Origin of the sequence: Sinorhizobium sp. M4_45, assembly GCF_002885915.1 — a bacterium.
In the GTDB taxonomy this organism is placed as follows: Bacteria; Pseudomonadota; Alphaproteobacteria; order Rhizobiales; family Rhizobiaceae; genus Sinorhizobium; species Sinorhizobium meliloti_A.
Genome location: NZ_NWVE01000006.1, coordinates 143,960 through 169,722 on the forward strand (window position 1 = coordinate 143,960; position 25,763 = coordinate 169,722).

Consider the following 25,763-nt stretch of genomic DNA (forward strand, 5'->3'; position numbering starts at 1 on the left):
AAGTCCACGCCATCATACGACTGAGCTTCCGCCATGCCCGCGATCAGCACAGAACTCTTCAAGAAAAGCTACACGACTACGCCGAAGGCCCTCAACTCAGCGATAATCGATTTCTGTCGAGAAGTAAGCCCAGGTGTCAAACCGCGTTATCTTCCCGTGAGACCTGATCCGATCTCCCAACCGTCGGAATGCTTCAACAACGTTATGGCCAGAGTATCCAAAGAAGGCGGCAATCTCGTCTACGGGTGGCTGGTCTGGGAATGGCCGAATGTGTTCATTGAGGCAGAACATCATGCGGTTTGGGAATCGAACGGCGTGCTTGTGGACATAACCCCCCATGTAAACGGCGAGAATGAAATCCTTTTCCTGCCCGACCCGAAGAGCACGTATGATTTCGTGGGGCAAAAACGCCGCATCAACATCAAGAGGAGTCACGGAAGGTTCGCGAGCGTGTCTCCCTGGATCGCGGCTACGGATGTTCTGCAGGAAACCATCGAACGGCGTTCGACTGGAAACACCTTCACAATTGATCGCGACGAGCTGGCGGCACTCGCACGAAATGTCCAAAATAGCCTTGGGGCGGTGTTCGTCGATATTGCCAGGCATACCAGACCAAACGATCGTTGCTTTTGTCTCAGCGGACGCAAGTTCAAGAAGTGCTGCTCGAACTTGGTCCAGCTTTAGAATCTGAGTGCGAGGTTTCCATCTGCGCTGACCGGAACTAAAGGTGGAACTTGCCAAGTTCTGCCAGGCCGGCAGTTGATCGCATATCGTAATGCTGAGGGGATGTATGGGCAGACTGAATCGATGGGATAATTGCGCACTTTGCGGCGAGTACCGACTGACTACCCGTGAACATGTGGTCCCTCGATCGCTCTATCCCTCGTCGAAATCGCGAAGCAAGTTTCAACGAATAACGATTGCCAGCTGTTCCGATTGCAACAACGGCAGCTCCGATGATGACGCACACTTCAGAAACGTGATTCTTGTAGCCGGAGATCCCAACGCCTCAGCTACCGAACTATGGGATGGCCCCACCCGCCGAGCCTTCGCGCAGATCGACGGCGTACGCAGAGCGAGGGAAATTTTTGCTTTGATGGAACCAGTGCCGGAGCTAGGAGGCGAGCGTTACAAGATCTACCCAGCACGAGATGAACGTATCCTTCGAACTGTGCGAAAGATTGTCAGGGGGCTGGCGCATTTTCATGGCATACAATCTGCGATACGAGACAACGAGATCGTCGCAGACGTGATGAGGTATACGCTTCCAGACGAGACTATCGAAGCAATGCAATACCACCATGCCGAACCCGACGTCCTGCAATACGCATTCGTAAATCTTGGCGCCGGCCCCGACGTTCGTAGCCTTTGGATATTACGGTTTTTCGAGCGGACTAGCTTCGTGGCCGTGCATTTCGGTTCATCGACCGCAGCCGCATTACCGTCGGATTCCGGAGCTAGAGCCTAGGCTCGACCTAGAAGCCGGCGGCTTCGATTTCCTGGAGCTAGTCCTCGGTCGTCTAGCCGGTTGTGTACCTCAGCCGCGCCGTCACCCATTTGCGTTAACGTGACTGAATATCCCTAACCCATTGCTGAGACTCATCTCGCCGCTCAGTCGGGAGCACATCAATCTCACAGAAATTTATGCCTGTGACACCGGGCAGCAGATGCACCAAGGATTGAGACGCCCTCGGCTGCCTGGAAACATCCGACGGGCCGAATGATGTTCACATTCCGTCCCCTAGCCATTGCGCTCTAAAAGAGGTCGCCATCGTGCCCCGATTCTATCCCGTTTCGTCCTGTGGTGGTATGATTGAAATAGCTGGTGCTTTGCCGCGAGCCTAGCGGCACGACACACACCGAGGGTGGACATGAACTTCTCGCACACTCAAACTGCGCGACTTGAAATTGCGGCGGACACGGCCGTCGCGACAGTGTTGACAGGCTGCAGCTCACCACCTCCAAAGGGCGAGGTGGATACTGTCGCCGAACTTGTGCTGAACGGAACCCCGGCAATCGCTGCGGTGTGGAAGCCGATCCTCGCTGGACTCGGTATGACCGTGACATTCGATAGTGTTTTTTGTCACGGCTCTCCCTACGTCACTTTCAGTGACACGAGACCTTCGCAAGTTTGCGAGCTCGGGGACCTGCTACTTGTCATAGACTACTCCAACGGAAAGTCGTGGACGCGACAAGCGGCGTTGGTACAGGCAAAAATGGATTCGGCCGGTCGGATCAACGTCGCGGGCAGAAGTGCATTGGACCAGCTTGCCCTATATCAGAAATGGCCGGTATTCACATTCAATTCCAAGGTCTACGATCGACGTGGCCGGGGTTTCACGACGGCAATCACCGGCGCCTCTCCAACAGATGCCGGCCGCTACGGCGGCATCGACCTGACGGTAAAATCCGAACGCTGGCACCAAATCGATCCAACGGCGGTGCCACCATTCGTGACCGCGAGCGGAACGGAACTCGGAAGCTTTCTTGCGCGCCTGGCCGATGGCCAAGCAGGATACGGCGCAGCAGCTACTCACCTGAGCGGTATGCCACCTGGCACCGCAGACGACTGGTCGTTTACGGTAGCCGAGCTGCTCCACATCACCAGTCGCCTTTCCCACGCCGCGTTGACCCGCGCCGGAGGAGCCGGGACGGTACGAGGTCAATCTCACACCATCAAGATGGCAACCGCACATCCGATGATTGACTGGATCATCTCAGAGTTGAGCTACCCACCACCGGGGGAAGGCAAACCGGAAGGTAAGGGCGGCCGGCCTCGCTCAAACGGAATCAGCTACATTCACGGCCGGATCGAGCCAGCACCTTGAGGCATACCGTTACGATGCCCGTTAAAGAGTCCTTCAACGAGGGCCGCCCCGTCTGCGTGCCGCAGCGCCTGTCAGTTGTCGAACGGTTGGCGAGCAACCTGCTTACCGGCGCCTTTCACTAACAAGGGATATCCTCAAGGCGTCCAGCCCGTTTTTGTTCAGGGGTGGCCGGCTCCGCAAAGATGATAGAGATAGGAGCGAGCAACAGCGTCCTCCACAAATGCCCACGCTCTCGCATCTGAGACAACCTCGACCTGACCAGGACCAGCATTGCACTGTCTTAATACGCTAGACTGATGGCGGCTAACTCCTTAGCTGACTTACACGATCCCCCACGCCCGAAACCTCCCCCTCCCCGTCATCTCCCTCAAGCCCAGCTCCAAAACGATCCGCCGCGCCGCCTGCGGCGTGACCTCCAGCGTCTTCGCCACCATCCCGGCCGACACCAGCGGTTTTGCCATCACCAGCTCTACCAGCTCAGGCAGCTTTGACGACGTCCGCCGCCCCTCCAGTTTTCGCTCGAACATTGTTTTCGCTAATGTCAGCCGGTCATGCTCTTTCACGCCGATCTCGGCGGCCGCCAAAAATCCGTGAGCAATGGCGAGCAACCGGGTCTCCCGATCACGATGCCGGCGCCGATCGACGAGAATGGTTTTCAGGCCGAGGTTGATGGCGGCGAGATGGCCATCGGTGGTGACGCCGGCCTGGCGCAGTATGGAGGCGGCAAATAGCCGGCCGAGCCAGGGCGCATGCTGCAGGACGGAAAGCTCGTTCCAGGCATCGAGGGCAACGATCGCCTGCAGCACCGCCGGTAAGTGTTCGGCCTGGCGCAGCACACCGCGCCATTCCTCGAGCCGCGCGTCCTCATCCCAGTCAAGATCGTAGATCATCGAATCTTTCTCTTGCGTCATGCCACGGCCGGGCCGTGCTGCGTTCTCGATTGCCGCCTCCGATCGGGCAAGAACCGCATCGATGGCAGCGTAGTCGACACCAGGGAGATTCTCGACGTCATCACCATCATCGGCCTCCCCTCCCGAATCTGTCGCAACCGGGCGCCGGTTGGCAGCTGCCGGCTCCGCCTCGTCAGCGGCGGCCGACGTGAATTCCCCGGTTTTTCTCAGAGTGCGGACGCCGCCGGTCGATAGTGCCCAGCCCGGGAGTTGGGTGGCGATGCGCCGGCGGGTGCGCAGCACATCGCGGGCGATTGTCAGCTCGTGGGTCGGGGTGCGAATATCGCGGGTAGCATCGTGGAGGACGAGGTCTTCGAGATGAACCAGTTCGCCGTCGATCCACATCGAGGCGCAGGCATCGGTGAATTGGGTGCGTTCGAGGAAGCCCGCGCCAACGGGCGAACGGGCGATCCGTTCGTCCAGGCGCGCCAATTCGATACCGGCGCGGAATGCCGGCTCCAAAAGCGCTGTCATGCTGATTTTTGCGGTATCATAAGCCATTGAAATCATGGTAAATGATTTCTTAAACGAACGCTATCTGAATATTACGGTTCCTCACATGGTATGATCTGTGGATGGGCTTCTAACCATCGATAGGGACCCAGTATCGATAGCGAGCCATCTGAAGGTGATTTCCTTGCCATCTGGAGCCAGAATCGTTATCTTCGAAGGGATTCGATCGAGGAAACGCAATGTCCGAACCGCAACTGTCCGTCCGCAGCACCAAGGCCCGGGATCTGGCGCACGCGCTGGCGCGCCGCACGGGTCAGCCGATCAACAGGCTCGTCGAGCAGGCGCTCGAGCACTACGATCTGGAACTACGCCAGCAGTCTGCCCGGACGCCGATCGACGTCCTGTCGGACTTGATGGCCGAAGGCCGGCGTGCGGTCCCGGCCGGCACGACCTCCGCGCATGACGATTTCTACGACGAATACGGTTTGCCGCGATGATCGCTGTCGATACGTCGGCCATTCTGGCGATGGCGTTGGCAGAGCCGGAGGCCGAACGATTCACGGCGTTGGTCGGTCGGGAGGCAATTGCGATCGGCTGGCCTACCCTGCTGGAGGTGCGTATGGTGCTGACAGGCAAAGGATTTCCCAACTCTTCGGACATTGTCGATCAGCTTGTCGAGCTGCCCAACGTCGCGGCGATTGCTTTCGACGAGGCGCATTACCGGGAAGCGGAAAGAGCGTTCGACCGCTTCGGCAAAGGTCGCCATCCGGCCACGCTCAACATGGGCGACTGTTTTTCCTATGCTGTTGCGAGGATCGCCAAGGCGCCGCTGTTGTTCAAAGGGAACGATTTTGGCCAGACGGACCTGAAAATTCACCCGGCATCATCCGGTTGAGGGACAATTGCCGACCAAGCCCGAAATGATCGACAAACATAGAGCGGCGGAATCGGACAGCCAAGCGGTCCACCGCCGCGCCGAAGAACTCGACGCGCTCGACGCCATACTGCCCTTCGACCGCCGCGACCAGCTCGCCGCGCTGCTGACTGACGACGACGTCGCCACACTCAAGCATCTGGCTCAGGAGGGCATGGGCGAGAATACGCTGCGGGCGCTGGCCTCCGATCTCGGCTATCTCGAGGCCTGGTGCCGCCTCGCCACCGGTGACACCCTCCCCTGGCCGGCTCCGGAAGCGCTGCTGCTGAAATTCGTCGCCCATCATCTCTGGGACCCGGTCAAGCGCGCTGACGATCCGGCCCACGGCATGCCCGCGGGTGTCGAGGCGGGATTGCGCAGCGACGGTCTGCTGAGGGCCGACGGTCCGCACGCGCCAGGCACGGTGCGGCGGCGGCTGACCTCCTGGTCGATCTTGACCCGCTGGCGGGGTCTGACCGGTTCCTTCGGCGCGCCGTCGCTGAAGAGCGCGCTCAGGCTAGCGGTGAAAGCAAGCAGCCGGCCGCGCCAACGCAAGAGCAAGAAGGCGGTAACCAGTGACGTCCTGCTAAAGCTTCTCGAGGCCTGTGCCAGCGATCGGCTGGTCGACTTCCGTGACTCCGCGCTGCTTTTGACCGCCTTTGCCTCCGGCGGCCGGCGCCGCTCGGAGGTGGCCGGGCTTCGGGTCGAGGACCTTGAAGATGAGGAGCCGGTGCGCGCGGATCCAAACGACAAAACCTCCCCTCCCCTTCCCTGCCTCAGCATCCGCCTTTGCCGCACCAAAACGACTAATGTCGACGATGACGAACAGGTGCTTCTCATCGGCCGCCCCGTGACCGCCTTGAAACGGTGGCTGGCGGAAGCCGGGATCAACGACGGGCCGATATTTCGGCGTATCGATCAATGGGGCAATGTCGACCGCCGTCCACTGACCCCGCAATCGGTCAATCTGATCCTGAAAGGTCGTTGCAGACAAGCAGGGCTTGATCCGGCGCTGTTTTCGGCGCACGGCTTGAGATCCGGCTATCTCACCGAGGCGGCCAATCGCGGCATTCCCCTGCCCGAAGCGATGCAGCAGTCACTGCATAAGTCAGTGAGCCAGGCGGCGAGTTATTACAACAACGCGGAACGGAAGAACGGACGAGCGGCCCGGCTGATTGTCTAAGCGTCGCTGCGCACTCAAGGATGCATCGGCTCGTTTCTCGAACGACTGCCCGCTAACGGCTCTTAGGATATTTTTGCCTCCGCGAGGTCCCGGGGAGTAACCTGGGAACCGACTGGCGCGAAATTGGGAAAGCATATCTGGCACTCTGCCAGCGGCGGCCAGCGTTCCCGGCATCGCTGAACCGCCTTCGATCGCCTCCTTCGGCGATTGAATACTCAAGCGTGCAGATCTTTGGATCGGTGGCCGCTGTGAACGGTCTCGGCCTTTACGCCGCACCCTTTTGCGGGGCGATCGCGATGGCGGAGAGGTCGGTCTCCGGGTTAACCGGCGTTTTCGCTTCCTTGCGCTCTGAATAGCGGTCGACCAATTGAGCCGAGTGCGGCCGCAGGAGGATCGTAAAGCGGACGAGTTCCTCCATGACGTCGACGATGCGGCTGTAGTAGCTGGAAGGCTTCATGCGCCCGTTCGCATCGAATTCCTTGAACGCCTTGGCGACGCTCGACTGGTTCGGGATGGTGTACATGCGCATCCAACGTCCAAGGATACGCAGCGTGTTGACCGCGTTGAAGCTCTGCGAGCCGCCGGACACCTGCATGACCGCGAGGGTACGGCCTTGCGTCGGACGGATGCCGCCCATGTTCAGCGGCAGATGATCGATCTGCGCCTTCATGAGTCCGGTGATCTGGCCATGGCGCTCTGGTGAGCACCAGACCATTCCTTCGGACCAGATCGCATGCTCACGGAGCTCCTTGACGGCCGGGTGATCGTCGCCCTTGAACTGGTCGGGCAGCGGCAGGTCCGAAGGGTCGAATAGGCGGGTCTCCGCGCCGAAGTACTCGAGAATTCGCGCCGCCTCTTCGACCGAGAACCGGGAGTAAGAGTGCTCGCGCAGCGATCCGTAGAGGAGCAGGATGCGCGGCTTGTGGTCCAACGGACCGAGGCCTTCCGCCGGATTGCGATGCGCGTAGGCAGGGTCGAGAGCCGGCAGGTGGTTGATGTCGGGAACGGTGCGCAATCTCATTTTTCAGGATCTCCTATGCTTCAAACAGCCGCGGGAGCCGTTTCGGCGAAGTAGCGGCGGCCGAGCCACAGTGCGAGCTGCACCAGCAGTATCAGCACGGGCACCTCCACGAGCGGTCCGATGACCGCGGCGAAGGCCACTGGCGATGCAAGACCGAAGGCGGCAATGGCAACCGCGATCGCCAGTTCAAAATTGTTGCCCGCTGCCGTGAATGCCACGGCGGTGGTGCGCGGATAGTTGGTGTCGATCAGTTTCGCCATGAAGAAGCTGACGGTGAACATAATGACGAAGTAGATCGTCAGGGGGATTGCGATCAGGACGACATCGAACGGCAGCCTTACGACATCGCCGCCCTTCAGACTGAACATCGCGACGATGGTGAACAGCAGCGCCGCAAGGGTGATTGGGCTGATCTTCGGAAGGAAGGCGTTCTCGTACCAGTCCTTGCCCTTTGCCTTCGTAAGAATGCGACGCGACAGGTAACCGGCGAGGAACGGTATCCCGAGATAGATCAGCACTGCTTCGGCGATCGTCCAGAAGGACACGTCGATCACGCTTCCTTCCAGGCCGAAAAGCGGCGGCAGAAAAGTGAGGAAGAACCAGGCGTATATGCTGAAGAAGAGTATCTGGAAGTTCGAATTGAAGGCGACGAGACCTGCAACGTATTGATTGTCGCCGCGGGCAAGCTGGTTCCAGACGAGAACCATGGCGATGCAGCGGGCGAGACCAATCAGGATAAGGCCCGTCATGTATTCCGGATAGTCGCGCAGGAACAACACGGCGAGCCCGAACATAAGCACCGGGCCGATCAACCAGTTCTGCACCAGGGAAAGCGTTAGTATGCGCTTGTCGGCAAAGACCTGATGGAGTTCCTCGTAACGCACCTTGGCCAGCGGCGGATACATCATCAGGATGAGTCCGATCGCGATCGGAACGTTGGTGGTCCCGACGGAAAGACTGTCGAGGGCTGCCGGCAAGCCCGTGAACACGGTGCCGAGCACAAGGCCGAGCGCCATGGCGGCAAATATCCAGACCGTAAGATAGCGATCGAGAAACGAGAGGCGGATTGTGGGTTGGGCGGGACGCAACTGCGTTCTCCTTGAAAATGAAGTCCGGTGCGCAGCCTCGCTCGAGGCGTCGCTTCGCTTGCTCTGGTCTGCTCTGCTCTGCTTCGGCTAGACGCGCCGGCCGCTCGCATCGACGACGACCTGGCCGTCTTCCTTCGCGAAAGCGCCCTTCTGCTCCTGGGGCAGGATATCCAGGACGACCTCGGAAGGTCGGCACAGCCTGACGCCAAGCGGCGAGACGACGATGGGGCGGTTGATCAGGATCGGATGCTGCATCATCGCGTCGATGAGCTGGTCATCGGTGAGAGCCGGATCGCCGAGGCCGAGTTCTTCGTAGGGTGTACCCTTTTCGCGAACCAACTCGCGAACGGGTATACTCATGCGGACGACGAGCTGCTCCAGCAGCTGCCGGCTTGGCGGAGTCTTCAAATACTCGACCACATGCGGTTCGATTCCGGCGTTGCGTATCATTGCCAAGGTGTTCCGCGACGTGCCGCAATCGGGGTTGTGATAAATGACGATGTCGATCGGCTCTTTCATGCGACGTCGGGCCTCTGTGCAGTGGAACCTTCCATCTGGCCGATCTCGTGCAGTTTTGCCGTCAAGCTCAGCCGCTCCAGGCTTTCCACCGGAAGCGCTGCGAAGGCGGCAATGCGGAGTTTCATGTAACGAAGCGTCGTGGCGAACGCGACGCGCTTCTCGGCGTCTGTCCCCTCGACGGCTGCCGGGTCTTCGACGCCCCAGTGCGCTGTCACGGGCTGTCCCGGCCAGACGGGGCAGGCCTCGCCCGCGGCATTGTCGCAGACGGTGAAGACGAAATCGAGTTGGGGAGCGCCGGGCATGGCAAATTCGTCCCAGCTTTTCGACCGAAGCCCTTCGACGGGATAGTGGTGGCCTGCAAGCGTCTCGATGGCGAACGGATTGACCTCGCCCTTGGGTTGGCTCCCCGCGGAAAAGGCATTGAACTTGCCGGCTCCGTCCTTTCGCAGAACGCTTTCTGCGATGATCGAACGTGCGGAATTGCCCGTACAGAGAAACATCACATTGAACGTCGTCTTGGTCATCCGGTTACCTTTTCCTTTGAACGACAGGGATTGAGTTCCTCGATCAGCGGAGCGCAGAGATCGGCATCCCCTCCGCAGCAATCCTTGAGGAGAAAAAGGGTGAGACCGCGCAGACGCGAAACATCCGCGCGGTAAACGATGAGGCGGCTGCGGCGCTCCGAAGACACCAAGCCCGCCCGAGCAAGAATATTCAGATGCGTCGACATGGTGTTGTGGGGGACCGCCAAGCTGCGCGCGATATCGCCGGCGGGCAGCCCATGGGGCTCATGCCGGACAAGAAGGCGGAAGGTCTCCAGCCGGGTCGATTGAGCGAGCGCCGCAAGAGCCAGAATTGCATTTTCCTGTTCCATATGTCGAGAATACTCGAAATGTGGACAGTGTCAAGCGCCGATGCCGTGGACCATGCCTTCTGGCAACGCACCGGCGCATAAGCGGAGGCGACTCTCGGAATTGATCGGAAGTGCAGGTAAGTGGATTGCAGGACTCCTCTTTAATAGCTAAAGCGGTGTCGACATTCATGTGGAGGACATCGCCGTGGCGAACGCACGTAGAATCGCAATTCTCTCTGCTCTTCTGGCAGTGGTGGCGGGAGGCCCCGCTCACGCCCAGGACGGCAAGACGCTGACGATCACCGACGACCGTGGCGTCAAGGTGGAGGTACCGCTTCAGCCGAAACGCATCGCCTCGATCTCCTACTTCGCGGATGACGTGGCTCTTGCCCTTGGCATCAAGCCCGTGGCGAGCACCTATATGACGGCGGGACGGGAGCCGGACTTCCTCCTCGGCATGACGGCAGGCATGAAGCAGATCGGCCAGCGGGCCAAGCCAAACCTGGAGCTTCTTGCGGAAGCCAAGCCCGACCTGATCGTCGCCATCCGCCGCTACACCGTCGGCAATGCGCCGCACCTCGAGAAGATCGCCCCCTATGTCGCTTACAACATGGAGCTTTTGGACGGGAGCGACCGTGAGATCGCCGAGCTCTCGAAGATCCTCGGCAAGCCCGAGCGCGGCCTCCAGTTGAACAAGGAATTCCGCGAGCACCTGGCGGAATTCGCCGCCGGGGCTCCGAAGGAGGTGAACCCTCGCTTCGCGATCATGTGGGGTGGCGAGACGCCGTTCGCATTCCACACGGAAAACACGGCTGCGTCCATCGTCGCGGCGATTGGTGGCGAGAACATCGCCGGCAACATGACGCCGGGCGGCGAATTCGGCGTCGATCTCAGCCTGGAGACCATGCTCGAGAAAGACCCTGAAGTCCTCTTTATTTACGACTCGGGCCCCGATCGGCCGCATGAGAACAACCCGATCTGGCAGGAACTGACGGCCGTCAAGAACAATCGGGTGTTCTATGTCGGCGACCAATGGGTCGAGACCAACGGCGCCATCGCGCGCGAAATCGTTCTGCGCGAGGCCGCCCACTACCTCTATCCCGACGTCTTCCCTGCCGTGGACGCGAAGGCGGAAGCCGCCAGGATCATTCCCGCCGAGGCTCGGAAATAGCGGACGAGCGATCGCGACGGCGATGGGCACCCGGAAATCCTCCATAGCCATAGGCCTCGTCTTCGCGGCGACCTTGCTGATTGTCCTCGTCGGGCTGCTGTTTGGGGCGCGGACACTTTCCATCGACGCCGTTCTGCGCGTGCTCTTTGCTCCCGACGGCAAGATCGAGTCGATCCTGGTTTGGACCCTGAGGCTGCCGCGAAGCCTGGCGGCCGCCGTCGCGGGTTCGGGCCTCGCTGTCTCGGGCTATCTGCTGCAGGCACTCACCCGCAACCCGCTCGCCGATCCGGGGATTACGGGCGTCACCGCCGGCGCCGTCGCGCCCATCGTCGGCTGCTTCGTCTTGCTGCCATGGTTTTCATCCGCCTATTACCCGTTCGTAGGCCTCGCGGGCGGTCTCGCCGCAGCTTGGGTGACGTTCTGGGTGGCACGCGGCGGAACCGGGCGCCCGCTTCATCTCGCCCTTGCGGGCGTCAGCGTGTCGCTGTTTCTCGGGGCGATCACGATTTACATGCTGCTCCTGGCGGGGCCGCAATCGACCGCACTGCTGTTCTGGCTGTCCGGCGGCTTCGCCGGACGCACCTGGTCGCACCTCGTCCACATGCTTCCCTGGGTCGGCCTTGGGGTAGTGGGAGCGCTGTCGCTGCACCGGGTCATCGCCATGTTCGCCCTGAGCGACCACGCCGCCGCCGGAATGGGCGTGCAGCTTCATTTCTGGAAACCCGTCCTGCTGCTTCTCGGCGTCTGTCCGGTAGCGGGCGTCGCCCCCGTTGCAGGCCCCGTCGCCTTCGTCGGTCTGGCAGCCCCGCATATCGCCCGGCTCCTGCGGCCCTCGGGAACTGCGTTTGAGATCGCGCTCACGGCGGCCATCGGGGCGCTAATGGTGACCTGCGCCGACTTCATCGCTCGCACCATTGCCATCCCGAAGGAGCTTCCCGTCGGCATCATCACCGCGCTTCTCGGCGGGCCGATTTTCATCTATCTCATCCAGCGAGGGCGCGTCGGCATCAAGGGAACGACCGCATGACTCCAGTCCCGCTCGGCCTTACCCGACCGAAACCGTGGCTCCTGCCCGCGGTCATTCTGCTGGTCCTGTTCTCGTTCGTCGCCGCCGTGCTCCTTGGCGTCGTCGACATTCCCGCAGCGGACGTCGCCTCGGTTCTGGCCGGGAGCGGGTCGCCTGAAGCGCGTTCGATCATTCTCGACATCCGTCTGCCACGTATCGTCACGGGCATCCTCGCCGGAATTCAGTTCGCCGTCGCAGGGCTATTGCTCCAGACGATTACCCGAAACCCTCTCGCCGATCCGTCACTGATGGGGGTGTCGCAGGGCGCGACTTTGACGGTCACAGCGTTCTTGCTGTTCACCGTCTACATCTTTGATCCCGGGTCCAACACCGTGGCCGAGCTACCGATCGCATGGCTGCCGCTGGCGGGAATGGTGGGTGGCATCGCGGCGGGAGGAGTCATCTACATTATGGCTTTCCGGCTCGACCTCAGCCCGCTCAGGATCACGCTCTGCGGGATCGCGATTGGGGCGGTTCTGCACGCGCTCGCCATTGGCCTGATCGCGGGCTGGGGCTCGGCCCGCATCGAGATCATTCTCGAATGGCTCTCCGGAAGCCTTTATGCGCGCACATGGGATCACGCGATCTTCCTGCTGCCGTTTACGATCGCCGGCCTGGCCGCCCTCCCTCTGATCTATCGTCCGCTGGTCCTCTTGCAGTTCGACTCCGCTGTCGCCCGTTCCTTTGGGCTCTCCTATCGCAAGCAGTTTTCGCTTGCCCTGCTCGTATCCTGCACGCTCGCCGCAAGCGCCGTGGGGGCAGTGGGCCCGATCGTTTTCGTAGGGCTCATGGTGCCGCATCTGGCGCGCTTCCTCGCCGGGCGAGATTTCCCGCTGGTGCTTCCCCTGACGGTCGTCCTCGGAGCGGTCATCGTCACCCTCGGGGACCTGATTGGTCGTCTGGTCGGGCAAGCCGAAGAAGTGCCGATCGGAGTGGTCACTGCCATCGTCGGGGTGCCGGTACTGCTCACCCTTGTACGCAAAGCTCCCTGAGATCGCCCATGCCTCTGAGATGTACGCAATTATCGGTTAACTACGGTCGCCGGAAGGCGCTGAACGGCTTTCGGCTGTCGGTGCAGAAAGGCGAAATCCGCACCCTTATCGGGCCGAACGGCTCCGGAAAAAGCACGGCACTACAGGCAATGGCAGGCTTGATCCGGCCCGCGGAGGGGCAGGCGAAGATCGGGGATGTCGCGGTAACTTCGATGTCGCGGCGCACGATCGCCAAAAAGCTGGCCTTCTTGCCGCAGCAGCCCTCCGCCCCCGACGAGATGACGATCGCCCAGCTTGTGCGACAGGGGCGCTTTCCTCACGTCGGGCTCTTCCGCTCCTACGACCACAAGGACGAGGCGGCCATCGAATGGGCGCTTGAAAGCACCGGCCTCACGCGTCTGGCGAATCGAACGCTTCAGGAGCTCTCGGGCGGCGAACGGCAGCGGGCGTGGATATCGGCGGCGCTGGCGCAGGAGGCAGCCATCCTGCTGCTCGACGAGCCAACGTCATTCCTGGACATCGGATATCAGGTGGAGGTTCTGGACCTCGTCCATCGCCTCAGCCGAGAGAAAGGCGTGACGATCGTCATGGCGATTCACGACATCAACCAGGCGATCGCCATCAGCGACCGCATCTCGCTGCTGGAGAGAGGCGAGTTGCGTTTCGACGGGGAGCCGAGAGCGCTCGCCGAAAGCGGCCTGATCGAAAAGACATTTCGGGTGAAGGGGCGGTTCGTCGAGGTCGCCCCGGACAAGCCGCCGCATTTCGACGTCGAGCTTACACGCTTCCTGCGTTCCGGCGCTTGATCAGGCGGAACACGATCTTGGTCTCAGTGTAATAGTTCAGGGCATCGGCAAAATCCGGAGTCCAGCCATCCTCGACGAATGGAATGTATCCGTCATACTCCAGCTTTCTGCCGGAGACCTCGAAGCCAGCCTTCGCAAAGGCGCGGCAGTAATCGGAAATGGAGCGATCCTGGACGACGGTGTTCGTGCGCCTCGCCACGAGCTCGCGCCATTTCGGCCAGAGCGGGTTGTCGGTGTGGCAACCGGTAACGGCATAGTACACTCCACCGGGCTTCAGAGCCTTGAAGATGTCCGCGGCATGGGCGTCGATGTCCTCGAGGAGGTAAATGACCTCATGGCTGATCGCGAGATCGAACTCGTCGACCCAGCCTTCGAGCGTTCCACCAACAGCGTGTTGGACGGGGATGTTGCCCTTGAGAGTCTCGGCCTTTGCGATGGATTGCTCTGCAATGTCGATGCCGAGCGCCTTGCGGAACGGCCTGATCGCATAAAGATGCCGCAGCAGGCCGCCTTGGTTGCAGCCGAAGTCGAGGACGTTCTTTTCCGAAAGATCGCGCTCGACGATGAGCCCTACAAGATGCCGCCAGATCGGGGCGTGTCCGTCCGCCATCCTGTCTTCCGCATCCGGGTCGACGTACCATGTGGTGATGGTTTTCTGTGCCTCATGGCTCATATGCCGTCTCCCGTGCGATTCTTCTGATGCGACTCTCATAGGGTCGCCAGAACGACGTGGATAGGTCAAATCGAAATGAATTCGACCTCGATATTCCGGATGAGTGCCGCCGATAACAACGCCGCCCTTCGGCCTTCGGCGCGCATGCCGGAGTCGCGACGAGGAGCTACGACCATCGCGATCGCCAGCCCTCATGAGTGGCGCGGCCTGCGATCCTCTTAGCCCAGGACGTGAACATCCCGGGAAGACGGCCTGCAACCGCCTCGTGGAGGAAGGCTGAACTCGTTCGGGCGGCACCTCACGGTGAGCGCCACATTCCAATCGACGCCAATTGACATGCCCGGTTCGGGCACCGCCATGCGCCTCAAAAGTAAAACTCGGTGAAGGACAGGTTCTCGGCCGAAATCTCCGTGAGGGTGACGCCCTCGATCAGGATGCCGGCATCGTGGAACCCGTCGAGCGTGACGAAGACGCCGTCCTGCGTGTCATGCGCGGCCGCCAGGAAATCCGCGTAGCTGCGGATCGAGGCGATCTCGCCATCGGCGTCGATGGCGAAGCTGAGGATGTCGCCCGCCAAAGCGCTGAAATCCGCGATGCGGTCGACGCTGTCGGTCTCGAGAGACGAGACGGACCACTGGAAGATGTCGGCATCGCCGCCACCGTGCAGATAATCGGCTCCCTCCTGGCCTGACAGCCGGTCCCTGCCCGTATGTCCCCACAAGTGATCGTCACCCGAGCCGCCGCTCAGATCGTCGGCTCCAGCTTCGCCCCGCAGATCGTCGGAGCCGGCGCCGCCAAGCAGGCGGTCGTCGCCAAAATCGCCGGACAGGAAGTCGTCGCCGTCGCCGCCGAGCAGGCGGTCGTTGTCATCGCCACCGAACAGGCGGTCGTCTCCGGCCCGTCCTTCCAGAAGATCGTCACCGAAAAAGGCGGAGAGCTGATCAGCCCCGTCGGCGCCATGCAGCGTATCGTCAAGATCGCCAAATCTCCCGCTCGACACGGCGAAGCTCTCGATGTCGGTCCATGTCAGCCCGGTCGAGATCGATCCACGCGTCGCGTCGAAATCAACAGGCCCGAGCAGATGGGACACTTCGAACGCGAGGTGATCGTTGCCTTCCCCCCCGTCGACACTGCCCGAGCTCCCCGCTCCGATCCGGTCATCCCCTGTGCCGCCGTCGACGCTGTCCGAGCCCCACGCCCGGATCTGGTCATTCCCCGCGCCGCCGCTGATCGTTGCCGGGCCGCTGCCGGAGAAACGCGAAATCCGGTCGTCGCCATCGCCGCCGTCGATGACGTCGCGACCGTCGAAGCTTTCCATGATGTCGTTGCCCGATCCGCCAAAGAGGCGATCGTCTCCCGGGCCGCCGTCCATTCTGTCATCGCCGGCGCCGCCCTCGAGGGTATCATTGCCGGCTCCTGCCCTGACATTGTCATCCCCGTCGCCGCCGGACATCGTGTCGGCTCCGCTCCCGCCGGACAGGCCGTCATTCCCCGCCCCGCCGAAGAGGCGGTCATTGCCGGCATCGCCGCTCAGGCCGTCATTGCCGTCTCCGCCCGACAAAACGTCATTGTCCAGGCCGCCGTCCAGGTTGTCGTCGCCGTCTCCGCCCTCGATTCGATCGTCACCCGCACCGGTATTGGCGAGGAGATCGTCGAGTCCGCCGCCGATCACCGTATCGTCGCCGCTTCCGGTCCAGACACGGGCCGTCTCGAGATTGCGCAGGACCGTGCCGGTCGATGCGCTGCCCGCGGCGAAGTCGATGGTGACGCCATCCACGTCTTCGGAATTGTCGATTGTCACCAAATCCCGTCCGGCGCCGCCATCGATCACGGCCGAATACAGCGTCGTGGTGATCGCGTCGGACCCGTCGCCGGTGACGATGACATCGTCGCGCGTACTGCCGTAGACGATGTCATTTCCACTGCCGGTGAGCAGCTCAAGGCGCTCGATATCCCGGAAGAAGACATGCTGGGCCGTCGAGGGATCGCGGCCGATCATGGCGTGACCCTGCGGACCGTTGAAGATCACGTCCTCCGTCGCCAAGGAGGCATTGACGGCGAGGGTATCGTGGCCAGCGCCGCCGGTGACCGCGCCGCCCGTCCCGGCCAGGATCAACCGGTCGTCGCCGTCGCCGCCGTCGAGGCGGTCATAGCCGCTTGTGCTCCTGACGAAGTCGTCTCCCGCACCGGCATCGACAAGGTCATCTCCGCCACCGCCATCGATGTCGTCATTGCCGGCAAGGCCCCAGATGCGATCCGTCTCGTCCGTCCCGCGCAGCGTATCGCCCCCGCCCGTCCCCACGATCTTCGTCATGAAACCGCTCCCCCCAGCTGAGACACGAGGCGTCCGGATAGACAAGCCGATACCTCATAGTTGATCACGGAAATATAGTTCCGCTTCTCTGCAAGTTCAATTACAATAATGATTCGATATTATATTTATTTATGGTCGAAATTTGAAACAAATTACTGAAGACAAAAGCGACACTCAAGTCACGAATGCCGCTACACTTCAGCATCGCTTCGGCGTTCGGGACGATCGACCTGTATCCCTCGCCTTGAGCGGAATCGAACCGCGGACCCGCCGTCATAGCGGCCAAATTAAAGTGATGGATGACTACGCGAATTCGTGATCGGTAGAGCTTTTTCCGGCCCGGCCTGATAAAGACTCACCCATGACCACGCTCATTCCTTCATCTGACGGCGACGGGTATGCCTCTCTGCTTGCGGAGCTTAAGGACAGGATCCGAACAGCTCGCCTGAAGGCGGCCGTCGCTGTCAACCAAGAACTCATCTTGCTCTACTGGAGCATCGGCCGCGAGATCCTGGCACGCCAGGTCGCCGAAGGATGGGGCGCGCGCGTCATCGATCGGCTCGCCACGGATCTTCGGCGCGATTTTCCCGAGATGACGGGGCTTTCGCCGCGGAACCTCAAATATATGCGCGCCTTTGCTGAGGCGTTTCCGGATGAAGAAATCGTGCAACAACTTGTTGCACAATTGCCCTGGGGTCATAACGTCAAGCTCATCGAGGCGTTGAAAAGCTCCGAAGAGCGGCTCTGGTATGCTCGCCAAGCGGTAGAACATGGGTGGAGCCGCAATGTTCTCGTACATCAGATCGAAAGCGGCCTCTACCAGCGGCAGGGGAAGGCACTTACAAATTTCGCCCGGACACTGCCTGCTCCGCAATCCGATTTGGCGCAGGAGTTAATCAAAGATCCTTACAGCTTCGATTTTCTTGCCCTCGGTCCGGCAATGTCCGAGCGCGAACTCGAGCAAGGACTACTCGAGCACCTACGCTCTCTCATTCTTGAGCTCGGTAAAAGGCTTCGCATTCGTCGGCAGCCAGCATCATCTCGAAGTTGGTGGGCAGGACTATTATCTGGATCTTCTATTCTATCATTTGCGGCTGCGCTGTTTCGTCATTGTAGAGCTGAAGATCGAGGACTTTAGGCCGGAGTTCGCTGGGAAGATGAACTTCTATCTGTCCGCGGTCGATGCCCAACTTCGACACGATTCCGACGCCCCGAGCATCGGCATCATTCTGTGCAAAGGCAAGAATGAAGTGATCGTCGAATACGCGCTTCGAGACTCCACAAAGCCGATGGGCGTTGCGGAATATAGACTCTCTGCCGCCCTCCCCGAGCCCTTGCAGAGAGAGCTACCGACAGAGGCGGAGTTTGCGCGCGAATTCCCGTTGATGGCGCTCGTGAAGCTGCGCATAGAGGTTGAGCGTGAAATCCGGCTACTGGTGGCCGATCAGACCGAAGCCGAGCGTCCGCTGGCTCTTGGACCAATGCTAACGGAACTGCAGCGACTCGGTTTGGCGCCCCAAACCGCAGATCGGCTCCGGAAGGCTCTACAGACCATGAACCGCGCTGCGCACGGTTTGGATGTCGAATCCGCGGATGCGTCTGAGGCAACCGAGGTCGCAACGGCATTCCTCGCCGAGCTCCGAGCGATCCGCGATAACGGATCATCGTGATACAGAATATCTGCACCCAGCAGAGTCCGACAGCCACGCAGGGTGAATGAAACGGCTCCGAAGGACTGCTTCCTGCCCCTCGCCCGTTTCGACCGAGCGTTCCTGTTGATACATGATTCGATCTTTTGAGCACAGAACGGGAACTACTTTCGGGCAATGTCCGCAGAATACAAACGATTATGCGAGCAGTCTGCAAAATCCCCAACTGAGTTTCGGTTGTTCGCTACGGTCCAGAACGAACCGCGGCTGACCTCTGCACCCATGGCAGAGAACTCTGCAGATGAAGCATGGCTGCTGGACAAGAAGCGACTGTCTCGGCAAGTGACTGTGCATCCCTCGCCTTGAGCGGAATCGAACCCTCGGCCCTAGCCAGCCTCAAGCTCGTGCGGCCGATGCGGTCGCTACGATGGCCAATCCAGGCGTAGATTTCTTCACCAAATGGTGCTATTTGTAGCACCAAAATCAGGAACCCGAACGATGCGATCGACTATCAACCTCGACGACGCTCTCATGGAAAGGGCTAAGTCCCTAACCGGCACGAAAGAAACCGCCGCTCTGGTCCGCCAGGCATTGGAGACGCTTGTCCGTGTGGAGTCAGGAAAACGCCTCATCGCGCTCGGGGGAACTATGCCGGATGCGGAGGCAGCTCCACGCCGCCGGAGCGCAGCTGCCAAGTGATTCTTGCCGACACTTCAATCTGGATTGATCATTTCCGGCATACCGATGCCGAGCTGCGTAGGATTATTGAGGACGATCGTCTCCTCTGCCATCCGGCCGTGATCGGAGAGCTTGCACTCGGCAGTCTTCGGGAACGCAGTAGTGTGATAGCATTCCTGATGGCTCAGCGCGAAGCACTCGTCGCAACGCACCACGAGGTCATGATGATGGTTGATCGCCACGCCATTTTCAGCATGGGGATCGGCTTCACGGATGCCCATTTGCTGGCCTCGGTTCTCCTCGATAAGCGAGTGGCTTTGTGGACGAGAGACAAGCGTTTGCGGGCAGCGGCCGAAAAGGCGGGGGCGTCGCTGCACACCCCCGCCCATACACGGAACTGAACACTGAATAAGAGGCCATGGCCGTTGCTCTTGCTGGTGGTGTCAGGACCGTTTTCGCACCCGAAGCGGTCGTTGATCAACTCTCTCTCTTTTTAGTATGGGAGCTGGGCCTCTATTGCGGATTTGTCGATTACCGACCATACCGAGCGGATCTTCGATCCTACGAACTCGTAGAAAACGTTCTCCGTGAAGGACACTCGACGTCCATTGACGCTCAGACCCATGAACTCGCCTTTCGGGGAGCAATCGAATGAAAGGCGGGCAGCAAGGCGCGGCGGTTCGCAGACAAGCAGTTGAATGTTGAACTGCAAATTCGGAATGTCTACGAAGTCCTGCACCAGCATTTCCCGGTAGCCCGATAGCCTTAGAAGGCGATCGTTATGCTGCACATCGTTGTCAACGAATTGACCAAGCTCGTCCCAGGCTTGTCGATTGAGGCAATCCAGGTAGGCACGGTAAATGTCAGCGAGTTCTCCGCTCATAATTTCCTCCAATAGGTGCACGCAACGCGGCTTCAAACGTCGAGAGATAGCGTACTGCTGCATTCTCCAATCCGGCAATTGGCAGGGCGGACCGCAAGGTCTTTCCCATAGGAGTTGATCCACCAGTGTCTCCGATTTTGCAGCGCAGAGTCGCCGGCTGCCGCATTAGCTTTATTCTTCGGGCTCTCCGCCCCGCGGACGATCGGCTACAGGCAGATGCGCCCGCCGCTTCGGTGAGAAGGTCGATTTTTATCGCTCGCCTTGAACGGGTTCGATCCGGCCATCCCGCAATCGAGCTGCCCCGGCTAGGGACCGCCTGTATTCGGATAAGTGAAAGGTCAGCCTTGCCAGGGATCGACGATAACAACGCCGGTGCCTTCGAAGTCTCTGGTGTTTCGTGTCACAACGGTCATGTCGTGAACCAGAGCCGTCGCCGCAATCAGCGCGTCGGCCTCATTGCGCCGGTCGGGGATGTGCAGGTGGGCACAACGTGTCGCAACCGCGTCGTCAATTGGCAGAATACGGCCCGCGAATTCCGGACGCACGTGACTGTCGAGCCAGGAACGCAGCCGAGCGCCTTGTGCGGCATCCCTGCGGTGCACCCCGACTACGCCCCGCTCCAGTTCGAGAATTGTGATCGCCGAAAGGAAAAAGCCCGATGCATCTTCCGCTCCGATCCATGCGACGACATTGGCATCGGCTTTGCCGTCACCCCGAACGGGACCAGCGCGTGCACCAGGGTTTCAATGGCGATATCCGGCACCGCAGCTTTCCATCCGATACATCATGCGATGCCGGGAACACGCTCAACGATCACGTTCCAAATCGGCCATCAGCCTTCTTCTGTCCCGCCTGTTTCTGATTTGCTCCGTTTGTAGCTCTCGTCCACGGATCACCGGTCCGCCGGCATTTTCGAGCACAACGAAAACTCTGCGCGCGCCGATGGGAAGGTCTTCCGAGCCGTAATGGCCCACGATTTCGACCATGATGGAACGAACCTCGGTGTGCCATTCGCCGGCAGGCGGGCTTTCCGATTCGGCATGCAGCGCGTGGCGCATCAGGGTCCCGAAGGAACCCAGATCCCTGATCTCGCCGCTCCCTAAAGGGCCTTGCCGCGTGCGCTGCCGAGCTTCGGCCGGAGCCTCTCCTTCCGGATGCAGCATGTCCGTTACAGGGCAGATGAGCGACCCCGCAGTGGTCTCCAGTTTAACAAGCACGCTGGCCACGTGGACTGGTCCCGAGCTCATATTGCTGAGGAAGCAGTGAGCGTCCAATCCGGCTCCCGCGCCGCGCGTAATCAACAAGGTGGCGCGGAGCTGCCTTCGATAGTTGCTGACGAACACCTGCAGGTAAACCACCCAGACGGCCAGGGTCCCCAGCCCGGTAAGCGCGGTGATAAGTTCGCGATGATCTTCAATCCACTGCATCCCGTTTCTCCGGCGGAAGTGCGATCCTTTGGTGTCCAATACCTTGAACGCCAATGCGACTTGGCGGTCAGCGATCCAATCGCGTGGAAGCCCCAGCGGCGGGCGAGAGGGCTCGCTCCTGTAACCGCTGAACATCCGTTGTGTTGCATTACAGGGAATGGCTGCCCGGCCGTTTCCACCCGCACCAAACGGCCGGGGGAAGAAGCGGCCTCAGAGCTGGCTGAAGCACGCCTTCAATTCGGAAGAAGGCTTTCCTGACTGGCGAGACCGCATACGCCGTTTCCCGGCGCGCAATCATCGTCGTGGAAGACTCTTGCTGCGGCTGAGGGTGAGCAAGTCTGTGACCAGACAGAGCCAGCGTCGACATCAGTCGGTAGTAGGACCAACGTCGAACGGTTCGGAAACCACACGGACGCGGCCGTCCACCGTCTCGACGGCAAAGGCGATCTTCTCTCCCTTTTGTGCCTGTTCAGGAACGGGGACTGTTGCCTCCAACAATCCCGCTTCGTTAGTGCGCGCACGGGAGATGGTTCGGAAATCCGCCTCCTCGCCGATGCGCACGCCGATCGTCACCTCGACCCCGCCCGGCAGGCCGTTTGCATTGAGGTCCACGTTATCGCCGGGACCGACATCTTTCGGAACGACCATCAGCTCAGCTCCCCGACTTTGGCTGGTTGAGACGCCCGGGAGACCGAGCCGCTCGCCCATTTCCAGAATGTCCCGGTTGAGGTCCGGCTGGTCGGAAAGGTAATCTGAAACCGACCTTCCCGCAGCTTCCGCAGCCTCATTCACGCGTTCACCTGCTTCGGTGACCGCCTGTCTTGCGCGGCTCAGCCAGTCACCCTCTGCGGATTCCGGCATCTTCAACTGGAGCCCTGCACGGATATCACCGGCGTCGAGAGAGGGGTTGGCGGAAAGCACAGCACCTGCAGTCGTTTCGCATCGCGCCGCGAGCTGCTCCAGCGTCTCTCCCTCGTCCACCACCTCGGTTTTTCCGCACACCTGTGCAGCGACTGTCGGCGAAACGGCAAAAAGCGTCACAGCGAGCGCGCATAGTTTGACTTTCAATTGCGGCATCCGTCGCCTCCTCTGACTGATTTTGCGTCGACCTAACAGAGCTTGGGCGTTCTGGTTCCTGGCACACGCCGTTGTGATTGCCTGAATCAGGCGCCCAGGGCGAAGAATACCGTTTGCGCTACCGGCGTTGGCCGGAACCAATCCGGCAAAACCCGGTTTGATCTTCCCGGCTCGTTCAATCGGCGCCTACACCTGCAACGGAGGTTTGGTGACCCGTGGGAAGGAGATGATGGAACTGGGGCTCGATCTTGAACGGCTGCTTGTTGACGTGGTGACCGTCGCAATCGCCTTCGCTCTGGCATTTCCGATCGGGTGGGAACGCGGTCGGGGCCGCTACAGCGTCGGCTTCAGAACGCTCCCCATCGTGTCGGTAGCTGCCTGCGGGTTCGCGCTCCTGGTGGACGCGAATTCTCCAGGGGCCGCGGAAGCTCAGGCACGCGTCTTACAAGGCGTAATCACCGGTATAGGGTTCATAGGTGGCGGTGCCATCGTCAAGCAACGGGGCAATGTGAAGGGGCTGGTTACCGCGGCGAGCATCTGGAACGCCGGTGCCATTGGTGCCGCGGTAGGATTGGGACGCCTCAACATAGCTATCGTGCTCAGCTTCATCAATCTCATCAGCCTTTTGGCCTTGGCATATCTCGGCATTCGTAGCGACGAAGACGAGAGCAGCGGATGAGTGAGTCGATGCTGTTTCACGGGTGGGAAAGCCTTCTGCGGATCATCATCGTAGGCAGCGCAGCCTATGCGTTTTTGGTCGTCGTCTTGCGTGTCTCCGGAAAGCGAACGCTCAGCAAAATGAATGCATTCGATCTCGTCATCACCGTTGCCCTGGGATCGACGCTCGCGACTGTATTGATGGACCGGAGCGTCCCTCTCGCCGATGGGGCGATCGGGCTCGCGCTGCTTGTCGGCTTGCAATTCTCAATCACATGGTTGTCGGTTCGTTGGAAGTGGGTCCGGGAGATGGTGAAGAGCGAGCCAACATTGCTGGTTCGAAACGGTGTCTGCCTGGACGACGCGATGCAGAGCCAACGCATCACGCGTGAGGAGATAGATGCCGCCGTTCGGCAATATGGGCTCGTCACGGTTGAAGAGGCCGCATGCGTCATGCTTGAGACTGACGGTTCCTTGAGTGTGGTTCAGAACGGCATCTCTGGCACCGGCTCCGCTACCGATCAAAGGAGAGCATAATGCCACCCCAGCCGGAGCTGCATCGCGGCAGGCAGTTTGCCGTGCAAACCTTTTCCGGCCCAGGTGTTCCCCTCGCCCTGCAGGTCGACGAAGAAGCTGCAGAGCTCTCCCCGCCCGAGCAGGTGGAGGTTGCCGCGCAAATGATAAACAGGGAGCGCCGACGGGAGGGTCTCGTTCCCGTGAAGGCAAGCGGCGCGCTCAACAGAGTCGCTCAGCGTCTCCTGCCGAAGGGTGAGTCCGGGGAAAGAATCATGAAGCAGCCGGACAGCCTTTACGACCTTTTACCAGCCGACTCTGAAACCCGGTGGAAGAAAATTGAAGTCGTAGCGGGCGGATGCGGAGGTTGTGGCGCGAAACCTACCGCCGCCGACATTCGCTACTTCGTTGATCAGTGGCTCCAGGACCCGCAGAACGGGGGGACACTTCTTAGCTCTGAAGCGACACAAATCGGCTTCGCGATGTTCGCCAATGGCGAGGGGCGGAAAATTGGGATCGCCGTCACCGGAGGCACCTCTGAATAGATCGTTTGCCAAGCCCTACCCCAATTTCCCAGACCGGATCTCACAGCGGCTTGTGGCCGCCCCTTTATTCCGCTGCTGTACCGAATTCGACAGCCAGCTCGTGCAGCCGAGCCCTATCTGCCTCCAAGGGGAGAGAGGAGGCCGCGCGATCAAAGGCGATGCGCGACTGACGCAGAGCGGCAGCGTTGGAGTCAGCATCACCCATGCGGGCGAGAGCCAGGAGTGCCTTTTGGATCCGCAGTTGCACCTCGATCAGGCCTGCGCCGTCGCGCGCCACGGCCATGAATGCGTCCTCGAACAGGTCCGCGGTAGCGAGCGGTGGCACATGGACATTTGGATGCTTCGGCTCATCCTGATGCGATCCATTGGCCCGCCCGTGCGCCCAGATGCTTAATAGCCTGGTCGAGCGGCCAATGACATCGATCGCAGTACCTGGATCATTGACCGCTGGGGAGAGGGCTCGACAGGCGATCTCACTCATTACGGCGAGGCCGAAACGCGGGTCCTGATCGAATGACCTTTCGTCGTCGATCGAGAACGCCGCACGCACCGCCTTGCGGAGCGCCCCCAGGTCAGTATCACCATCACTTGCTCCAATGCAGGCGATCGGCGTGTCGGCGTAGACGAACGTTCCGGGGATAACGTTGAGATATATCTGGGTATTGTGCTTGTCGCAGAGCCGGGACAGGGCCGGCATATCGACGTTCTGAACATAACCGATTGCGTCGCCCGTTACCGCGGCTACCGTTTCCGGGATGCTGCTCGCCCGGTCCGACAAGGCCCTGCCGCCGAGATAGGGCTCCGCAAGCCGTACCTCGATGGCCTTCCTGGCCGCCTCCTCCACTCGTACGGTCGTTTCGCCGACTCGGCCGAGGCGGGTCAGATGGTCGATCCAACGCAGCAACGACACGACCACGAGCGTGATGACCACGATTGTGAAGACGAACAGAACGACACGCCCGCGCTCGCCATAGGCGCCCGTTTTGAGCACGACCAAGCCGACGATGCTAAACAGAAAGGAACCGATAAAGGTCGAGAGAACCGTCTGCGTCAGGCGGTCTTCGATAAGCAGCTTGGTGGCACGCGGGGTGACGTTGCTGGTAGCCGATCCATAGGCTGAAACCATGATGTTGAGCGAGAAGGTGGTCACAGCCAGCATGCTGGAAGCGATGATGGTAAGAATGCTGTCGACGGCATCGGCGCCAATCCTCCCTGGCATCATCCAGGGAATGTAGCGATCGACGACCGCCGCGAAGATCGCGGCGAGCACCCCCAGGGCGCCGATCAGTGTAGCGTGCACCCAGAGCCGGCGCGTCAGCTGCGCCATCAACCATCGCCAACGCGGCATGCTCTCACCTCCGCCTGAATCACTGTGGAACAGAGCCATCCGCCTAGAGCCAAGGCTTCGGCAGCCTGTAGAACGTTAATGCAACGCGGATAGTTGCCAGCATCCGCCGTCTAACCGTCCCTGGCTGCCTGCCGTCGATCCGATCCGTCCGCTCGT

The 25,763-nt window shown here is 60.6% G+C and carries 28 protein-coding genes and 2 pseudogenes; 17 read left to right on the forward strand and 13 right to left on the reverse strand.

Annotation, left to right across the window (positions count from 1 at the left end):
- Positions 1 to 33: 33 nt before the first annotated feature.
- The 3 genes and pseudogenes from CN933_RS17845 to CN933_RS17855 all read left to right on the forward strand — a co-directional run bounded on the left by CN933_RS17845 (position 34) and on the right by CN933_RS17855 (position 2,828).
- Positions 34 to 684, forward strand: a complete 651-nt coding sequence (locus CN933_RS17845) for an SEC-C metal-binding domain-containing protein (protein WP_102761946.1) — start codon at positions 34 to 36, stop codon at positions 682 to 684.
- An 846-nt stretch (positions 685 to 1,530) separates the two neighbouring features.
- Positions 1,531 to 1,724: pseudogene (locus tag CN933_RS32390) on the forward strand (hypothetical protein); the annotation flags it as partial.
- 147 nt (positions 1,725 to 1,871) lie between these two features.
- Positions 1,872 to 2,828, forward strand: a complete 957-nt coding sequence (locus CN933_RS17855) for a hypothetical protein (RefSeq protein ID WP_102761948.1) — start codon at positions 1,872 to 1,874, stop codon at positions 2,826 to 2,828.
- Positions 2,829 to 3,148: 320 nt separating this feature from the next.
- Here the strand turns inward: CN933_RS17855 and CN933_RS17865 are convergent, their stop codons facing one another.
- Positions 3,149 to 4,288, reverse strand: a complete 1,140-nt coding sequence (locus CN933_RS17865; protein ID WP_180980730.1) for an RHE_PE00001 family protein — start codon at positions 4,286 to 4,288, stop codon at positions 3,149 to 3,151.
- 182 nt (positions 4,289 to 4,470) lie between these two features.
- Here CN933_RS17865 and CN933_RS17870 point away from each other — a divergent pair, with 182 nt between their 5' ends.
- From CN933_RS17870 to CN933_RS17880, 3 genes are read left to right on the forward strand one after another with little or no spacing between them, the layout of a single operon-like run.
- Positions 4,471 to 4,728, forward strand: a complete 258-nt coding sequence (locus tag CN933_RS17870) for a type II toxin-antitoxin system VapB family antitoxin (RefSeq protein ID WP_018096619.1) — start codon at positions 4,471 to 4,473, stop codon at positions 4,726 to 4,728.
- Entirely contained in the window at positions 4,725 to 5,126 is a 402-nt protein-coding gene (locus tag CN933_RS17875; protein ID WP_102761949.1) for a type II toxin-antitoxin system VapC family toxin, read from the forward strand. Before CN933_RS17870 ends, CN933_RS17875 begins: the two co-directional genes overlap by 4 nt.
- A gap of 25 nt (positions 5,127 to 5,151) precedes the next feature.
- The gene (locus CN933_RS17880; RefSeq protein WP_102762188.1) at positions 5,152 to 6,327 is read left to right on the forward strand and encodes a site-specific integrase; all 1,176 of its coding nucleotides are present in this window, start codon (positions 5,152 to 5,154) and stop codon (positions 6,325 to 6,327) included.
- Between the two features lie 265 nt (positions 6,328 to 6,592).
- Here the strand turns inward: CN933_RS17880 and arsH are convergent, their stop codons facing one another.
- The 5 genes from arsH to CN933_RS17905 form a co-directional block, all read right to left on the reverse strand.
- Positions 6,593 to 7,348, reverse strand: a complete 756-nt coding sequence (gene arsH / locus CN933_RS17885) for an arsenical resistance protein ArsH (RefSeq protein ID WP_102761950.1) — start codon at positions 7,346 to 7,348, stop codon at positions 6,593 to 6,595.
- Between the two features lie 20 nt (positions 7,349 to 7,368).
- Positions 7,369 to 8,436, reverse strand: coding sequence for an ACR3 family arsenite efflux transporter (gene arsB / locus CN933_RS17890; RefSeq protein WP_102761951.1), 1,068 nt, complete (start codon positions 8,434 to 8,436; stop codon positions 7,369 to 7,371).
- An 87-nt stretch (positions 8,437 to 8,523) separates the two neighbouring features.
- Complete coding sequence (arsC, locus tag CN933_RS17895) at positions 8,524 to 8,955, reverse strand: arsenate reductase (glutaredoxin) (RefSeq protein ID WP_102761952.1); 432 nt, start codon at positions 8,953 to 8,955, stop codon at positions 8,524 to 8,526.
- A complete protein-coding gene (locus tag CN933_RS17900; RefSeq protein ID WP_102761953.1) occupies positions 8,952 to 9,479 on the reverse strand; it encodes an arsenate reductase ArsC in 528 nt (175 codons plus the stop codon). The genes arsC and CN933_RS17900 overlap by 4 nt, the downstream gene beginning before the upstream one ends.
- Positions 9,476 to 9,829: an ArsR/SmtB family transcription factor gene (locus CN933_RS17905; RefSeq protein ID WP_102761954.1), complete on the reverse strand. Its 354-nt coding sequence runs from the start codon at positions 9,827 to 9,829 to the stop codon at positions 9,476 to 9,478. Before CN933_RS17905 ends, CN933_RS17900 begins: the two co-directional genes overlap by 4 nt.
- A gap of 184 nt (positions 9,830 to 10,013) precedes the next feature.
- On the opposite strand from CN933_RS17905, the gene CN933_RS17910 reads away from it, so the two are divergent.
- Genes CN933_RS17910 through CN933_RS17925 form a run of 4 tightly spaced genes read left to right on the forward strand, consistent with a single transcriptional unit; the run spans position 10,014 to position 13,843 of the window.
- The gene (locus CN933_RS17910; RefSeq protein WP_102761955.1) at positions 10,014 to 10,979 is read left to right on the forward strand and encodes an ABC transporter substrate-binding protein; all 966 of its coding nucleotides are present in this window, start codon (positions 10,014 to 10,016) and stop codon (positions 10,977 to 10,979) included.
- A 22-nt stretch (positions 10,980 to 11,001) separates the two neighbouring features.
- On the forward strand, positions 11,002 to 12,006 hold the full coding sequence (locus CN933_RS17915) for a FecCD family ABC transporter permease (RefSeq protein WP_102761956.1): 1,005 nt from the start codon (positions 11,002 to 11,004) through the stop codon (positions 12,004 to 12,006).
- Positions 12,003 to 13,037 carry a FecCD family ABC transporter permease gene (locus tag CN933_RS17920; protein ID WP_102761957.1) on the forward strand — a complete coding sequence of 345 codons (1,035 nt, stop codon included), beginning with the start codon at positions 12,003 to 12,005 and terminating at the stop codon, positions 13,035 to 13,037. Before CN933_RS17915 ends, CN933_RS17920 begins: the two co-directional genes overlap by 4 nt.
- Before the next feature lie 8 nt (positions 13,038 to 13,045).
- Complete coding sequence (locus CN933_RS17925; protein ID WP_102761958.1) at positions 13,046 to 13,843, forward strand: ABC transporter ATP-binding protein; 798 nt, start codon at positions 13,046 to 13,048, stop codon at positions 13,841 to 13,843.
- Here the strand turns inward: CN933_RS17925 and CN933_RS17930 are convergent.
- Together CN933_RS17930 and CN933_RS32235 are read right to left on the reverse strand one after the other, a co-directional pair.
- Positions 13,815 to 14,516 (reverse strand): class I SAM-dependent methyltransferase, encoded by a 702-nt coding sequence (locus tag CN933_RS17930; RefSeq protein ID WP_102761959.1) that lies wholly within the window; start codon positions 14,514 to 14,516, stop codon positions 13,815 to 13,817. The genes CN933_RS17925 and CN933_RS17930 overlap by 29 nt on opposite strands.
- 364 nt (positions 14,517 to 14,880) lie before the next feature.
- Complete coding sequence (locus CN933_RS32235) at positions 14,881 to 16,830, reverse strand: calcium-binding protein (RefSeq protein WP_210204020.1); 1,950 nt, start codon at positions 16,828 to 16,830, stop codon at positions 14,881 to 14,883.
- A 361-nt stretch (positions 16,831 to 17,191) separates the two neighbouring features.
- Here CN933_RS32235 and CN933_RS32240 point away from each other — a divergent pair, with 361 nt between their 5' ends.
- The 4 genes from CN933_RS32240 (at position 17,192) to CN933_RS17950 (ending at position 19,558) form a co-directional block, all read left to right on the forward strand.
- Positions 17,192 to 17,968, forward strand: a complete 777-nt coding sequence (locus tag CN933_RS32240) for a PDDEXK nuclease domain-containing protein (RefSeq protein ID WP_280951593.1) — start codon at positions 17,192 to 17,194, stop codon at positions 17,966 to 17,968.
- Entirely contained in the window at positions 17,898 to 18,500 is a 603-nt protein-coding gene (locus CN933_RS32245) for a PDDEXK nuclease domain-containing protein (protein ID WP_280951598.1), read from the forward strand. The genes CN933_RS32240 and CN933_RS32245 overlap by 71 nt, the downstream gene beginning before the upstream one ends.
- Before the next feature lie 477 nt (positions 18,501 to 18,977).
- Complete coding sequence (locus CN933_RS17945) at positions 18,978 to 19,178, forward strand: type II toxin-antitoxin system VapB family antitoxin (RefSeq protein WP_018096606.1); 201 nt, start codon at positions 18,978 to 18,980, stop codon at positions 19,176 to 19,178.
- Positions 19,175 to 19,558 carry a type II toxin-antitoxin system VapC family toxin gene (locus CN933_RS17950; RefSeq protein WP_102761960.1) on the forward strand — a complete coding sequence of 128 codons (384 nt, stop codon included), beginning with the start codon at positions 19,175 to 19,177 and terminating at the stop codon, positions 19,556 to 19,558. The genes CN933_RS17945 and CN933_RS17950 overlap by 4 nt, the downstream gene beginning before the upstream one ends.
- Before the next feature lie 92 nt (positions 19,559 to 19,650).
- Here the strand turns inward: CN933_RS17950 and CN933_RS17955 are convergent, their stop codons facing one another.
- From CN933_RS17955 to CN933_RS17970, 4 genes and pseudogenes are all read right to left on the reverse strand, one after another.
- Positions 19,651 to 20,040 (reverse strand): ester cyclase, encoded by a 390-nt coding sequence (locus CN933_RS17955; RefSeq protein ID WP_102761961.1) that lies wholly within the window; start codon positions 20,038 to 20,040, stop codon positions 19,651 to 19,653.
- Between the two features lie 338 nt (positions 20,041 to 20,378).
- Positions 20,379 to 20,753 (reverse strand): annotated as a pseudogene (locus CN933_RS17960) (type II toxin-antitoxin system VapC family toxin); the annotation flags it as partial.
- A gap of 93 nt (positions 20,754 to 20,846) precedes the next feature.
- Positions 20,847 to 21,467, reverse strand: a complete 621-nt coding sequence (locus tag CN933_RS17965) for a hypothetical protein (RefSeq protein WP_102761962.1) — start codon at positions 21,465 to 21,467, stop codon at positions 20,847 to 20,849.
- Between the two features lie 366 nt (positions 21,468 to 21,833).
- The gene (locus CN933_RS17970) at positions 21,834 to 22,544 is read right to left on the reverse strand and encodes a LysM peptidoglycan-binding domain-containing protein (protein WP_102761963.1); all 711 of its coding nucleotides are present in this window, start codon (positions 22,542 to 22,544) and stop codon (positions 21,834 to 21,836) included.
- A 229-nt stretch (positions 22,545 to 22,773) separates the two neighbouring features.
- On the opposite strand from CN933_RS17970, the gene CN933_RS17975 reads away from it, so the two are divergent.
- Genes CN933_RS17975 through CN933_RS17985 form a run of 3 tightly spaced genes read left to right on the forward strand, consistent with a single transcriptional unit; the run spans position 22,774 to position 24,259 of the window.
- A complete protein-coding gene (locus CN933_RS17975; protein WP_102762191.1) occupies positions 22,774 to 23,223 on the forward strand; it encodes an MgtC/SapB family protein in 450 nt (149 codons plus the stop codon).
- A complete protein-coding gene (locus tag CN933_RS17980; RefSeq protein ID WP_102761964.1) occupies positions 23,220 to 23,738 on the forward strand; it encodes a DUF421 domain-containing protein in 519 nt (172 codons plus the stop codon). The genes CN933_RS17975 and CN933_RS17980 overlap by 4 nt, the downstream gene beginning before the upstream one ends.
- Positions 23,738 to 24,259 (forward strand): spore germination YkwD domain-containing protein, encoded by a 522-nt coding sequence (locus CN933_RS17985; RefSeq protein WP_102761965.1) that lies wholly within the window; start codon positions 23,738 to 23,740, stop codon positions 24,257 to 24,259. The genes CN933_RS17980 and CN933_RS17985 overlap by 1 nt, the downstream gene beginning before the upstream one ends.
- A gap of 64 nt (positions 24,260 to 24,323) precedes the next feature.
- On the opposite strand, the gene CN933_RS17990 is transcribed toward CN933_RS17985, so the two are convergent.
- Positions 24,324 to 25,586, reverse strand: a complete 1,263-nt coding sequence (locus CN933_RS17990; protein WP_102761966.1) for a DUF2254 domain-containing protein — start codon at positions 25,584 to 25,586, stop codon at positions 24,324 to 24,326.
- Between the last annotated feature and the right edge of the window lie 177 nt (positions 25,587 to 25,763).